At 62.0% G+C, this 12,125-nt stretch carries 14 protein-coding genes; 8 read left to right on the top strand and 6 right to left on the bottom strand.

Features of this window, described 5'->3' with window-relative positions:
* Positions 1-31: 31 nt before the first annotated feature.
* Together C1X29_RS14600 and C1X29_RS14595 are read left to right on the top strand one after the other, a co-directional pair.
* Positions 32-637 (top strand): biliverdin-producing heme oxygenase, encoded by a 606-nt coding sequence (locus tag C1X29_RS14600; protein WP_102717747.1) that lies wholly within the window; start codon positions 32-34, stop codon positions 635-637.
* Positions 634-2,871 carry an ATP-binding protein gene (locus C1X29_RS14595; RefSeq protein ID WP_102717746.1) on the top strand — a complete coding sequence of 746 codons (2,238 nt, stop codon included), beginning with the start codon at positions 634-636 and terminating at the stop codon, positions 2,869-2,871. The genes C1X29_RS14600 and C1X29_RS14595 overlap by 4 nt, the downstream gene beginning before the upstream one ends.
* Before the next feature lie 8 nt (positions 2,872-2,879).
* On the opposite strand, the gene C1X29_RS14590 is transcribed toward C1X29_RS14595, so the two are convergent.
* The gene (locus C1X29_RS14590) at positions 2,880-3,635 is read right to left on the bottom strand and encodes a type 1 glutamine amidotransferase domain-containing protein (protein ID WP_102717745.1); all 756 of its coding nucleotides are present in this window, start codon (positions 3,633-3,635) and stop codon (positions 2,880-2,882) included.
* A gap of 142 nt (positions 3,636-3,777) precedes the next feature.
* Between C1X29_RS14590 and C1X29_RS14585 the strand changes: the two genes are divergently transcribed.
* Both C1X29_RS14585 and C1X29_RS14580 read left to right on the top strand, forming a co-directional pair.
* A complete protein-coding gene (locus C1X29_RS14585) occupies positions 3,778-4,365 on the top strand; it encodes a LysE family translocator (protein ID WP_102717744.1) in 588 nt (195 codons plus the stop codon).
* Between the two features lie 327 nt (positions 4,366-4,692).
* Positions 4,693-5,064: a DUF6124 family protein gene (locus tag C1X29_RS14580; RefSeq protein ID WP_102717743.1), complete on the top strand. Its 372-nt coding sequence runs from the start codon at positions 4,693-4,695 to the stop codon at positions 5,062-5,064.
* 93 nt (positions 5,065-5,157) lie between these two features.
* Here the strand turns inward: C1X29_RS14580 and C1X29_RS14575 are convergent, their stop codons facing one another.
* On the bottom strand, positions 5,158-5,991 hold the full coding sequence (locus tag C1X29_RS14575; protein ID WP_102717742.1) for an AraC family transcriptional regulator: 834 nt from the start codon (positions 5,989-5,991) through the stop codon (positions 5,158-5,160).
* Positions 5,992-6,026: 35 nt separating this feature from the next.
* Entirely contained in the window at positions 6,027-6,530 is a 504-nt protein-coding gene (locus C1X29_RS14570; RefSeq protein ID WP_102717741.1) for a VOC family protein, read from the bottom strand.
* Between the two features lie 262 nt (positions 6,531-6,792).
* On the opposite strand from C1X29_RS14570, the gene C1X29_RS14565 reads away from it, so the two are divergent.
* Together C1X29_RS14565 and C1X29_RS14560 are read left to right on the top strand one after the other, a co-directional pair.
* Entirely contained in the window at positions 6,793-7,041 is a 249-nt protein-coding gene (locus C1X29_RS14565; protein WP_085748410.1) for a transmembrane sensor/regulator PpyR, read from the top strand.
* Between the two features lie 2 nt (positions 7,042-7,043).
* The gene (locus C1X29_RS14560; protein WP_102687399.1) at positions 7,044-8,198 is read left to right on the top strand and encodes an NnrS family protein; all 1,155 of its coding nucleotides are present in this window, start codon (positions 7,044-7,046) and stop codon (positions 8,196-8,198) included.
* Positions 8,199-8,202: 4 nt separating this feature from the next.
* On the opposite strand, the gene C1X29_RS14555 is transcribed toward C1X29_RS14560, so the two are convergent.
* Positions 8,203-8,874, bottom strand: coding sequence for a bifunctional 2-polyprenyl-6-hydroxyphenol methylase/3-demethylubiquinol 3-O-methyltransferase UbiG (locus tag C1X29_RS14555; protein WP_102687400.1), 672 nt, complete (start codon positions 8,872-8,874; stop codon positions 8,203-8,205).
* Positions 8,875-8,912: 38 nt separating this feature from the next.
* The gene (locus C1X29_RS14550) at positions 8,913-10,061 is read right to left on the bottom strand and encodes a GGDEF domain-containing protein (RefSeq protein WP_102687401.1); all 1,149 of its coding nucleotides are present in this window, start codon (positions 10,059-10,061) and stop codon (positions 8,913-8,915) included.
* A 109-nt stretch (positions 10,062-10,170) separates the two neighbouring features.
* Here C1X29_RS14550 and C1X29_RS14545 point away from each other — a divergent pair, with 109 nt between their 5' ends.
* Positions 10,171-10,563, top strand: a complete 393-nt coding sequence (locus C1X29_RS14545; RefSeq protein ID WP_102687402.1) for a GFA family protein — start codon at positions 10,171-10,173, stop codon at positions 10,561-10,563.
* Between the two features lie 35 nt (positions 10,564-10,598).
* Here the strand turns inward: C1X29_RS14545 and C1X29_RS14540 are convergent, their stop codons facing one another.
* Positions 10,599-11,429, bottom strand: a complete 831-nt coding sequence (locus tag C1X29_RS14540) for an alpha/beta fold hydrolase (RefSeq protein ID WP_102717740.1) — start codon at positions 11,427-11,429, stop codon at positions 10,599-10,601.
* 239 nt (positions 11,430-11,668) lie between these two features.
* Between C1X29_RS14540 and C1X29_RS14535 the strand changes: the two genes are divergently transcribed.
* The gene (locus tag C1X29_RS14535) at positions 11,669-12,124 is read left to right on the top strand and encodes a (2Fe-2S)-binding protein (RefSeq protein ID WP_007956954.1); all 456 of its coding nucleotides are present in this window, start codon (positions 11,669-11,671) and stop codon (positions 12,122-12,124) included.
* The last annotated feature ends 1 nt before the right edge of the window (position 12,125 follow it).

Below are 12,125 nucleotides of genomic sequence, written 5' to 3'. Positions count from 1 at the left end.
GCCCCAGGCGGCCCACTGTACGAGCGACTACATGCAAGCAAAGGCCCGCGAGATTCATGTACCACCGGTGTTGCAGGATCTGCGCGCCGGCACGGCCGAACTGCACATTGCACTTGAAAAGCGCCTTCCTTTTTTCTCCGATACCCTTGATCTGCACGCTTTCGAGCGACTGATGCGCGCCTATTACGGCTTCTATCAGCCATTGGAAGCCGTGCTGCAGGACAGCGACGCGATTCCCGCTGATTTTGATCTGGCTTCCCGCCTCAAGACACCGACCCTGCAACGCGATCTGCAAGCGCTGGGCGCAAATGGTGGCGATTTTCCGATCTGCCGCCGGTTGCCCGTCATCGACTCCGCCGCCGCGTGCCTGGGTGTGCTGTACGTACTGGAAGGTGCAACCCTCGGCGGGCAAATCCTGCGCCGGGAGATCGCCACGCGGTTGAGCCTTGGCGCGGACAACGGCGCAGCGTTTCTGGACATCTACGGCGCTGCCACCGGCCGGCGCTGGCGCGATTTCATCGAATACCTGGGCAGTCGCCCGATGGACGCCGACGAGCGTAAAACCGTCGTGGCGGCGGCCCACACTACATTCAGTTGTTTCGAGCAGTGGCTCGAAAGTCAGGAGGTTCTGGTATGAACCCGCAAGACAAAGAAGCCTTTGAAGAGTTGCTGGCCAACTGCGCCGACGAGCCGATCCGCTTTCCCGGCGCGATCCAGCCGCACGGTTTGCTGCTGACCCTGAGCGAGCCGGACCTTTCGATCATTCAGATCAGCGCCAACGTCGAGACCTTGCTCGCCCGACCGGCACAAGAACTGATCGGCCAGCCATTGCAAAGCCTGATCGGCGATACCCATGCCGCGCAGGTTCGCGAGGCCTTGCAGCAACCGGCCTTGTCCGATGCGCCGCCGCTGCACTTTCGCCTCAACGGCACCGCGTTCGAGGGCTTGGTGCACCGGCATCAGGATGTGCTGATTCTGGAGCTGGAAATCCACGTCGAAAATTTCCAGCCGCGCAATGTCGCCGGCACCGAAACTCACCTCGGGCGGATGCTCGCGCGCCTGCAAAAGGCCCAGAGCCTGCAGGCGCTTTACGACATCAGCGTCAAGGAAATCCAGGCCATGACCGGTTACGACCGGGTATTGATCTACCGTTTTGAGGAAGAGGGCCACGGTCAGGTCATCGCCGAAGCGTCCGATCCGTCGATGGAAGTCTTCAACGGTCTGTTTTTCCCGGCCTCGGACATCCCCGAGCAGGCCCGCGAGCTGTACCGCACCAACTGGCTGCGGATCATCCCCAATGCCGACTACCAACCGGTGCCGCTGGTGCCCAAGTTGCGCCCGGACACCCAGACCCCGCTGGACCTGAGTTTCGCGACGCTGCGCAGCGTGTCGCCGATCCACTGCCAGTACATGAAGAACATGGGCGTGCTGTCCTCGATGAGCATTTCCCTGCTCAAGGGCGACAAGCTCTGGGGCCTGATCAGTTGCGGCAATCGTCAGCCGCTGCACGTGCCGCACGAGTTGCGCACGGCATGCCAGACCATCGGCCAGGTGCTGTCGTTGCAGATCAGTGCGATGGAAGCGCTGGAAGTCAGCCGTCAACGCGAGGAAAAGGTCGAGGCGCTGGCGCTGCTCAATCAGGCGATGATCGACTCGCCACAGAACGTCTTCGATGGCCTGGCCAATCAGCCACAGGTTCTGATGGCGCTGGCCAATGCCGGCGGCATCGCGATCATCGAAGACAAGCAATTGCACCGTTACGGTAATTGCCCGGAGCCGGAAGAGATCCGTGCCCTGCACAAATGGCTGCAGGAGCGTGGCGAGCCGGTGTTTGCCAGTCATCACCTGGCCAGCGTCTACCCGCCGGCCGCGCACTATCAGCAGGTCGCCAGCGGCGTGCTCGCCATGAGCCTGCCCAAACCGGTGGACAACGGCGTGCTGTGGTTCCGCCCCGAAGTCAAAGAGAACATCAACTGGAGCGGCGACCCGCGCAAGCCGCTGGATCTGGAAAACTCTGACGCCGGCCTTCGTCTGCGGCCGCGTACCTCGTTCGAAATCTGGAAGGTCGAGATGGCCGGGATTTCCACCAAATGGAGCCACGGCGATCTGTTTGCCGCCAACGACCTGCGTCGCTCGGCGCTGGAAAACGATCTGGCCCGCCAGGTACGCCGCGAGCAGGAAGCAGTGCGTGCCCGCGACGAGCTGGTAGCGGTGGTTTCCCACGATCTGCGCAACCCGATGACCGTGATCTCGATGCTCTGCGGCATGATGCAGAAGGCCTTCAGCTCGGACGGGCCGCACACTTCGCGGCGCATTTCGACCGCCATCGACACCATGCAGCAAGCCGCCGGGCGCATGAACACGCTGCTGGAAGACTTGCTCGACACTTCGAAAATCGACGCCGGTCGCTACACCATCGCGCCGCAGAAACTCGATGTCGCGCAGATGTTCGAGGAGGCGCAATCGCTGCTGGCGCCGCTGGCGCTGGACAAGGACATCAGCATCTCGTTCGAGGCCGATCCCGACCTGAGCATCCATGCCGACCCCGAGCGGTTGTTTCAGGTGCTGTCGAATCTGGTCGGCAACGCGATCAAATTCACCCCGCGCCTGGGTACGGTCGACGTGTATGCCAAATCGGTCGGTGACGACATCGTCTTCACGGTGCGCGACAGCGGCGAAGGCATTCCCAAGGATCACTTGCCGCACGTGTTCGACCGTTATTGGACGGTCAAGGAAGGCAATCCGACCGGCACCGGGCTGGGCCTGTACATCACGCAGGGCATCGTCGAGGCCCATGGCGGGCAGATCGTTGCCGAGAGTGAGCCGGGGCAGGGCAGTGAATTCCGCTTCACCGTGCCGCGTCTGGACTGAAACGCGGATCAGCGCTCGGGTGGCTGCAATATGGCCACCCACTCGGCGGCGAATCGATGGCAATCGCCGGGCCAGCGCGCCGTCAGCAGTTGGCCGTCGCGCACCACAAATCCTGTTTGCAGTTTCTGCACACAATCGCGTTTGGCGATCAGCGGTCCGCGTTTGAAGTCGGCTTTGCGGGCCAGCGCGGTTTTCACTTCCGCTTCGACGGTCTGCTTGTAGGTGCGGTAGTAGCGCCCCAGCCACGCAGCTGTCATCAGCCACGCCGACAACTCCATGGTTGCCGCGAGCAATGCCGTCACCTTGCGCCCGAACAACACCGAGCGCCCGGTATCGGGGTCGAGCGTCCTCGCCAGCAACAGCACTCCATGACACACCGCCGCCACGGGTTTTTCGGCTTTGAAAAATTGCAGGGCAATCTGCTGGGCCTGCGTGGATTCCAACAACGTGCGCATGCCTTTGGCATGCCCGCCGGGGATCAGCAGACCATCGAATCGATTCGTGTCGACATCGGCATACGCCAGCGGCTGCCTGAACGCTTCGGACTCGATCATCTGCGTGTAACTGTCCAGATCGGCCTTGCGCGTCATCAGCATCGAACTCAACAGGCCGAAGCCGATATCCACCAGCCGTGGATCGGCGTGGGCGGGCAAACCTTGGGGGGTGGCAAAACGTACCTCGATCCCCGCGTCGCGCATGGCCTGCCAGGGCACGCTGCTTTCGGTGGGGTCGTAATCGGCGCAGGGCAGCAGAATCAAGATCATCGAGGGCAGACTTCCTGGTCAAAAGTGATCGCATAGCCAGAGCGTAGTGGGTCTGCGCGTGCGGGGGTAATTTCCTTCAATACCGCCTGCCGTGCGCCGGCTACCGTGAGCGCCTTGTTCCTCGATTTGAAGCAGGTGTGCGATGAGTCTGATTGTGTCGATGGCGGCGTTTGCCCTGGCCGCGTCCATTACCCCGGGGCCGGTGAATATCGTGGCGTTGAGCTCGGGGGCGCAGTTCGGCTTTCGCGCCAGTCAGAGGCATGTGGCCGGGGCGACGCTGGGATTTGTGTTGTTGCTGGTGTTGATGGGGCTGGGGCTGCACGAAGTGCTCAAGCTGTGGCCGGCGCTGACCCGCGTGGTGCAACTGGCCGGGGTGGCGTTTTTGCTGTTCATGGCTTGGAAACTGGCCACGGATGACGGCCAGTTGAATGCGGGAGAATCGGGCAGGGCGCCGTCGATGCTCTACGGCGCAGTGATGCAGTGGCTCAATCCCAAGGCCTGGCTGGCCTGCGTGGCGGGGATGGGCGCGTTTGTCGCCGATGGCGAGGCGCGGCTGGTGTGGCAGTTTGCGGCGGTGTATCTGGTGATCTGTTATCTGTCGGTCGGCTGTTGGGCGTATGCCGGGACGTTCTTGCGCGGTTATCTTGGCAACCCGGCGGGGATGCGCTTGTTCAACCGGGTGATGGCGTTGCTGTTGGCGGTGAGTGCGGGGTATCTGTTGCTGCCGTGAGTGTGACGGGGCTTGGGTTTAAAGGTGTTTAAGGATGGGTCCGACAAACCACGCGAACTTGCGCCATTGCCTACGCATCCGCCAGAATCCGCCGGCTTGTGCGCCTTGGGGGCGGGTTCTATTGTTTGCCGGTCGCTGACGAATCAGCGATCGGGTCTCGCAGCCCGCGATCTCTAGACGCACAACACCCTCCAGTTTTATGGCGGCTGTACGTGGGAGACCCTCGGGTCTGCCGGTTCTAGAGTCCCGGTCTGCGACCCGCGTATAGCTGCCACCTCTTCGTATCGCAGCGAATCGTGGCGGCTCCATGACTCTGGAAATTCAATCATGATCAAACCAACACCAAACCCACCCGAAACCGACCCGACCTCGCCCTACGAAACCCTCGACTCCAAGAAATTCCACGAAGCCGCCGACCGCGCCCTCGACCACTACCTCAATCCGTTCCACCCCAGAAAACCGATGCTCAAACCCAACACCCGCTACCTCATCGCCCCCGGCATCGACAGCGAAGAACTGCTGGCCGACGCTTGCGAAACCCTGACCTCGGCCAAAACCATGGCCACCGACTTCGCCGGACTGGTGGACGGCTCGAATCGGCATGTGCTGTTGGGGATTGCGCAATTGATCATGCTGGGTGAACTGGCGGTGAATCGGGCGCTGGATAATCTGGAGTTGAAGGCCGAGGCGCCTCTGTAACCTGATCGTTCCCACGCTTTGCGTGGGAATGCAGCCCGGGACGCTCCGCGTCCCTTCCAAACCGAGACGGCCCAATGCGGGCCGTTTTTTCGTTTAACCCCGATACTGCCCCGGCGTAGCCGCCAGATGCTGCTTGAACGCCCGCTGAAAATGCGCCTGATCGGCAAACCCCGCCTCCAGCGCCACATCCGCAATCAACTGCCCGCGCCTCAGGCACTCTCGGGCAAACTGAATGCGCTGGTTGACCAAAAACGCATGAGGCGTCATGCCGAAATGCTGTTTGAAAGCGCGGATGAGGTACGACGGCGACAGTTCAGCGGCAGCGCAGATGTCGTCCAGGCTGAGCAGGTCGGTGCAGCGCTGGCGGATGAATTCGGCGGCACGTTCGAGTTTGAAGTTCGGTTCGCGCAACGGTGGTTCGACAGGATTCAGGCGCAGTTGCAGGTCGCTGAAAAACTCCACCGCAGCGCTCTGTTTGCGCAGCACGTCTTGCTGCTCGTCGACCAATATCGCGTACAACGCATTCAAGTCGCGAAACAGGCGGGCATCATTCAAATGGGTATCGGAAAACCGCCGAAACTCAAGTTCCGCACTGAACCCCAGCTGATGCTGCAGATCCGTCAGCCACGGCGTTTCCACATACAACATCAAATACGACCACGGCTGGTCATCGATCGGGTTGCACGCGTGCACGTCCCCCGGATTCATCAGCACCACGGTGCCGGCCGCCACTTCGAACGAGGATTGCTCATGCACATAGGTGCTGCGCCCGGCGGTGATCGCGCCGATGGAAAAGTGCGCGTGGGAGTGCCGTGAGTAGCAGACCTCGCGGCCATCGGCGATGGCCCGCGCCTCGATGAAGGGCAGGGCGTCATCGCGCCAGAAGCGCGGGGCTTGTTCGGGGTTCTTGGCGGCAGCGTGTTTCATTGTTGGGGTTCTCGGCAGGCCAGTGCCCGAGTGTATTAGCTCTGGCCGGCGAAGGCTCGCTCGAGTTCGGCGATGTCGAATTTTTTCATCCCGAACATGGCCTGCATCGCCCGTTGGACCTTGGTCTGGTCGGGGTCGGTCATCATGTGCATGAAGGCCACCGGCACGATCTGCCATGACACGCCGAACTTGTCCTTGAGCCAGCCGCATTGCTGGGCTTCCACCGGCCCGCCGGCGCTGAGGTTGCCCCAGAAATGGTCGACTTCTTCCTGGTTCTGGCAATTGACCTGAAACGAGATCGCCTCATTGAACTTGAACATCGGCCCGCCATTGAGCCCGGTGAAGGTATGGCCGTCGAGTTCGAAACTGACGGTCATCACCGAGCCTTCCGGGCGCCCGTGGAATTCCTGGCCGACCTTGCTGTAGTGGGTGAGGGCGGTGATTTTCGAGTGATCGAAGATCGAGCAGTAAAACTTCGCCGCAGCTTCCGCCTGATCGTCGAACCACAGGCACGGGGTCAGCTTTTGAAAGCGTTGCATGGCAGTCATCCTCGGCAGGTTAGACACGCTGGATTACAGAGTAGTCAGTCTGTGATCAGCTGGCAGCGCCATGGGTCGAGTGGTTGGCTGTCGTTAGGGTGGAGCGTAGTCGTATTGACTTTAAGTGGTGTCAAAAAGACTCTTCTGTGCTTGTGTCAAAATGACTCGTATTTTTGCAACTAACTGATTTTGCTGGGCTGAAAATCTGGCACGCAAGTTGAATTGCCTTACGTACAAACTGATCCGCTCAGGAGTACGAAACATGTTCACTTTCTTCGAGAATCCGCTGAACGTTCTGCACCTGTCGAGCAAAGTGCTCGTCGCCGGTCTGGTCATGTTGCTGGCCGGGATCTACGGCGCTTATCTGTATCAGGGCCACATGCCGATTGCGTTGCTGGTGGCGATGCATGCCATGACCATCGTTGGCCCGACGCTGATCAAGATCGGCTATGTGATGCGGCTCCTATCTCAATATCGGCTGGGCCCACATCACGCCGCCGTGGTGGTTTGAACATGCGCAGACTCGCCGATGCGCCGCTGTTCAGCCTGGGCTTCCGGCCGCTGTTTCTGGCCGGGGCAGGATTCGCCGCGCTGGCGATCCTGATCTGGGGTCTGTGGCTTTACGGACATTGGTTCGATCTGCAACCGGCGGGCGGCATGCTTGCGTGGCATCGACATGAAATGCCCTTCGGTTTCGCGGCGGCGATCGTTGCCGGGTTTCTGCTGACGGCGGTGCCCAACTGGACCGGCATTCCCGGAGTGCGCGGCGGGGCGCTGATCGCGCTGGTCTCGGTCTGGCTGCTCGGGCGTGTAGCCTGGTGGCTGCCGTTGCCGACCGGGCTGATTCTGGCGCTGCAATGGGGTTTTCTGCCGCTGCTGGCGGTGATGCTGGGACGGGATCTGGTCGCCGCCCGCAAACGTGATAACTACCCGATTGTGTTGGTGCTTGGGCTGATGGCGGGTTGTCAGGCGCTGACTTTGATCGGCCTGTACAACGACGATGCCGGCCTGCAACGCCAGGGTGTGCTGGGCGCATTGTGGCTGGTGGCGGCGTTGATGACCGTGATTGGCGGGCGGGTGATTCCGTTCTTTATTCAGCGCGGCTTGAACCGTCCGCCGGCACCCGTCGCCAATCCACTGCCAACCCGATTGCTGTTGATCGGCAGCCTGCTGACCGCTGTCACTTTTGCGGCAGGCCTCAATGATTCGCCGCGGCTGTGGCTGGCGGGCCTGTTTGTGCTGACCGGCAGTTTGCAGTTGATGCGGCTGATCCGCTGGCATGATCGCGGGATGTGGCGGGTGCCGCTGCTGTGGTCGCTGTATCTGGCTTACGGCTGGATGGCGCTGGCAACCTGGGCCATGGCGCTGTGGCATCTGGGTTTGATCGGCCAGCAAAGCCTGGCGACCCATGCGCTGGCGGTCGGCGGGGTGGGTGGGTTGATTCTGGCGATGATTGCGCGGGTCAGCCTTGGGCATACCGGCCGGTTGTTACAGCCCTCGAAAGGCATGGTGCTGGGCTTTGCGCTGGTGCTGATCGCTGCGGGTTGCCGGGTGTTGCTGGTGCCGTTTTCCAGTCTGGGGCTGGGGCTGTCCGTGGTGCTCTGGTGCGCGGGGTTCGCGCTGTTTTTGCGGCATTACACCGGGTTTCTGCTCAAGCCGAGGCTGTAGCGTTTTAACCGCGACGCTCGGCAATCATCAGCAACGATTGCGGCACCGGGCTTTGCGGATGCTGCGGTTCGCGCAGGCCGGTCAATTGCAGGCCGGCCATGTCCAGCGCATTCAGCCAGCTGGACAGGGTGCGGAAATACCATGGCATTGGCGACCACTCGCCCTGAAATCCTTCGAAAGTTTCTTCCCGCCAGCCGTCCTGATAATCACCGGCGGCCACCGACCACGGATGCAGCGTCTGGATCACCAGCGCACCGCCCGGTACGAGCAGGGCATTCATCGCCGCGAGCAGCGGAATGATGTCCTGATGCAGCAGGGAAAAATTGGCGCAGATCAGGTCGTAATCGCGGCCAATTTCGACCTTCGCCTCAACCAGTTCTTCGTAGCTGGCGACATGCACGCGCGATGAACCGGCCACCCGCGCGGCCTCGACCAGCGTCGCATCGCCGTCGACGCCGACCGCATCGAATCCTCGCTCGGCCAGCGCACGCAACAGCCAGCCTTCGCCGCATCCCAGATCGAGCACGCGCTCCGGCTGGCGCCCCATCACCGCCAGCAGAATGGCCTGATCGGTGACCTGCCGGCGACTCTCGATGGCGCCGCTGCGCACGGCTTCGGTCCAGGCCCGGGCGTTGTGATGCCAGCTCTGGAGGAGGGTGGATTCAGGCGAGGACATGACGGGCTCCGGGATCGCGGGATGCAGGCAAGGATAGGTCAGGTGTAGTCGGCCAGTTGAATCCGGTTGCGACCGCCGCGCTTGGATTCGTAGAGCGCGCTGTCGCCCTGTTCGATCAACGCCGCGAGGCTGGCTGGCGGCTGATCGAACACCTTGGCGCCGATGCTCAGGGTGACGGCCTGCGGGGTGGTGTAGGTCTGGGAAGTCATCTGCTGAAACTGTTCGCGCAGCTCGCTGCCCAGCACCATGATCTGTGCGTGCGACGCATCGCCCAGCAGCATCACGAATTCGTCACCGCCCAGCCGTGCTGCCAGCGCATCTTTGGGCAGTACCGCGCGGATCATTTCGCTGAGGGCGATGAGCAAGCGGTCGCCGGCAGTGTGGCCGTAGAGGTCGTTGATCAGTTTGAAGTTGTCGATGTCGATCAGCAGCAGCGCGCCGGGGCGGGCGCTGGACACTTCATCAAGCAGGCGCGGTGCGCGGACTTCCAGGGCGCGGCGGTTGTACAGCGCGGTCAGCGGATCCCGGGCGGCCAGTTCGGCAATCTGCTTTTCACGCCGGTAGCGCTCGGTGCCGGTCATCGACAGCGCGATCAGCATGATCGCCATCGCACCCTCGACCAGGGAAATCTGAATGATTTCGCCACGCAGCGACGCCAGATCGATCAGCGTGCCGGGAATCACCGCGATGATCGCCTTGGCGAAATAGAACGCGCCGTGGATCAGCAGCACATAACGCAACTGCACTGCGCCGACGCTCAACGATTTGCCGTGCGGACGCAGCAACAGGCTGGCCCGCAGCATCAGCGCGGCCACCAGCAGCGAGTTGGCCATCAGCATGATCTTCGACCACGACGGATCTTCCGGTAGCAGCAGCAACGCCAGCCAGAGCAGGAACATCAAGTACCAGGCGCGTGACAAGCGCTGCTGGGTAAACCGCGCGACCCCAAGCAGAAACAGCCAGTGCGCGACCACCAGCAGGCCGTTGGCGAACCAGATGCCGATCAGCGGATAACCATTGGCGCGCAACAGGGCCAGGCTCGAACCGACGGTGATGGTGGCGAAACCGGCGCTCCAGAACAGCAGGGAAGGTTCGCGGATGCTGCGCCATTCGACCGCCAGATACAGGGCGGCCGCCGCGGCCAGGGCGGTGGAAATGGTGAGCATCGTGAGAGGATCGAGCGCCATGAAAGAACGGTTCTGCCTGAATAGTATTAATGGGCCACGATTGTAAGCGTTCCCCCAGTGGGCTGCTATTTTCACTCACCGGATATTCCATTTTCAGACGAGGTGTTTCATGGACCGATTGACCGGCGGTTGTCTGTGCGGCGAGGTGCGGATCGAGGCGTCGGGGCGACCCTACAGGGTTGGCGTTTGCCACTGCCTGGATTGCCGCAAACACCATGGCGCGCTGTTTGCCGCGTCGGCGATCTTTGCCGAGGACGCGGTGACGATCAGCGGCGAGACCCGTGACTATGCCGGGCGACATTTCTGCCCGCGCTGTGGCTCATCGGTGTTTGGCCGCAGTGGCGATGAAGTCGAAGTGAATCTGGGCGCGCTGGATGCGCCGGATCAATTCCTGCCCACCTATGAGCTGTGGACGGTGCGTCGCGAGTCGTGGCTACCGGCCTTTCCGCTGGCCCGACACTACGTGCGTGATCGCGAGAGAACGGGGCGAACCGAAGAGTAACCGGGGTCAGGCAGGGCGCCTGACCCCGGCCACTATTAGCCGCGAATGAACGCCAGCAGATCCGCGTTGATCGTCGGCGCCTCGGTGGTCGGCATTCCGTGGGGGAAGCCCGGATAAATCTTCAGCGTGCTGTTTTTCAGCAGCTTCGCCGACAGCACACCGGCGTTTTCATAGGGCACGATCTGGTCGTCGTCGCCGTGCATCACCAGCACCGGGATCGAGATGCTTTTCAGGTCGGCGGTGAAGTCGGTCTGTGAGAAGGCAACGATGCCGTCGTAGTGCGCCTTGGCGCCGCCCATCATGCCCTGGCGCCACCAGTTCGCAATGATCCCTTCCGATGGCTTGGCGCCAGGGCGGTTGTAGCCGTAAAACGGCCCACTGGGCACGTCGCGATAGAACTGCGCACGATTGGCCGCCAGTTGCGCCTGAAGATCGTCGAACACTGACTTGGGCAAACCGCCGGGGCTGCTTTCGGTTTTCACCATCAGCGGTGGCACGGCGCTGATGATCGCGGCTTTCGATACCCGATCCTCGCCATGCCGGGCGATGTAGTGAATCACTTCGCCGCCACCGGTGGAGTGGCCGACGTGCACGGCTTTCTGCGTCCCCAGATGATTGACTACCGCCGCCGCGTCGTCGGCGTAGTGATCCATGTCGTGGCCGTCCCAGACCTGGCTCGAACGCCCGTGACCCCGTCGATCATGGGCCACGACCCGGAAGCCCTGTGCCAGGAAAAACAGCATCTGCGCATCCCAGTCGTCCGCGCTGAGCGGCCAGCCGTGGTGGAAGTGGATCACCGGAGCGTCTTTCGGGCCCCAGTCCTTGTAGAAGATTTCGACGCCGTCTTTCGTTGTGACAAATCCCATGTTCGCGACTCCTGGAAAGTGTGAAAGGGCAGGTCTTGCGATGACAACCGGATCAACTGTAGGAGCAAAGTCGGCACTTTGATCGAAGAATTCCCGAACGGTGCTGCATGACCGGTGGTCGCAGCGGCTGGTCGTCGGGTCAAAATGCGCTTAGCTGAAAGGGATAAGCCGAGGCGCGCACGGACATCGAGAGCCGGAGCAGCGCCCTTCAGAACACCGTGAGTCTGAGGAAGTCCCCGATGCTGACCTTGAACATCAATGGCAAGGATCAGGAGCTCGATGTCCCCGCGGACATGCCGTTGCTCTGGGTCCTGCGCGATGTTGCGCACCTGACCGGTACCAAATTCGGATGCGGCATGGCCCAGTGCGGTGCCTGCACCGTGCACGTCGATGGCGCACCGCTGCGCTCCTGCATCACCCCGGCCACGGCCGTCGCCCATGGCCAGAAGATCCTCACCATCGAAGGCCTGTCGAGCGACGGTTCGCACCCGGTGCAGCAGGCCTGGGCCGAACTGGACGTGGTGCAGTGCGGTTACTGCCAGTCCGGGCAGATCATGTCCGCCGCCGCGTTGCTGGCGAAAATCCCCAAACCCACCGACAGCGATATCGATCAGGCGCTCTCCGGCAACATCTGCCGCTGCGGCACGTATCCAAGAATCCGCGCGGCGGTCAAACGTGCCGCCGACATCGGCTGAG

It is taken from the genome of Pseudomonas sp. GW456-12-10-14-LB2 (assembly GCF_002884345.1).
GTDB lineage: Bacteria > Pseudomonadota > Gammaproteobacteria > Pseudomonadales > Pseudomonadaceae > Aquipseudomonas > Aquipseudomonas paraglycinae.
This window is presented reverse-complemented; position numbering and strand designations above follow the sequence as displayed.

Coding starts and splice junctions, on each gene's coding strand:
- C1X29_RS14550 (WP_102687401.1), bottom strand. CDS start 10,061: ATGGCGCTCGATCCTCTCACGATGCTCACCATTTCCACCGCCCTGGCC.
- C1X29_RS14600 (WP_102717747.1), top strand. CDS start 32: ATGCAAGCAAAGGCCCGCGAGATTCATGTACCACCGGTGTTGCAGGAT.
- C1X29_RS14570 (WP_102717741.1), bottom strand. CDS start 6,530: ATGCAACGCTTTCAAAAGCTGACCCCGTGCCTGTGGTTCGACGATCAG.
- C1X29_RS14540 (WP_102717740.1), bottom strand. CDS start 11,429: ATGGGATTTGTCACAACGAAAGACGGCGTCGAAATCTTCTACAAGGAC.
- C1X29_RS14585 (WP_102717744.1), top strand. CDS start 3,778: ATGAGTCTGATTGTGTCGATGGCGGCGTTTGCCCTGGCCGCGTCCATT.
- C1X29_RS14545 (WP_102687402.1), top strand. CDS start 10,171: ATGGACCGATTGACCGGCGGTTGTCTGTGCGGCGAGGTGCGGATCGAG.
- C1X29_RS14590 (WP_102717745.1), bottom strand. CDS start 3,635: ATGATCTTGATTCTGCTGCCCTGCGCCGATTACGACCCCACCGAAAGC.
- C1X29_RS14575 (WP_102717742.1), bottom strand. CDS start 5,991: ATGAAACACGCTGCCGCCAAGAACCCCGAACAAGCCCCGCGCTTCTGG.
- C1X29_RS14580 (WP_102717743.1), top strand. CDS start 4,693: ATGATCAAACCAACACCAAACCCACCCGAAACCGACCCGACCTCGCCC.
- C1X29_RS14555 (WP_102687400.1), bottom strand. CDS start 8,874: ATGTCCTCGCCTGAATCCACCCTCCTCCAGAGCTGGCATCACAACGCC.
- C1X29_RS14535 (WP_007956954.1), top strand. CDS start 11,669: ATGCTGACCTTGAACATCAATGGCAAGGATCAGGAGCTCGATGTCCCC.
- C1X29_RS14565 (WP_085748410.1), top strand. CDS start 6,793: ATGTTCACTTTCTTCGAGAATCCGCTGAACGTTCTGCACCTGTCGAGC.
- C1X29_RS14595 (WP_102717746.1), top strand. CDS start 634: ATGAACCCGCAAGACAAAGAAGCCTTTGAAGAGTTGCTGGCCAACTGC.
- C1X29_RS14560 (WP_102687399.1), top strand. CDS start 7,044: ATGCGCAGACTCGCCGATGCGCCGCTGTTCAGCCTGGGCTTCCGGCCG.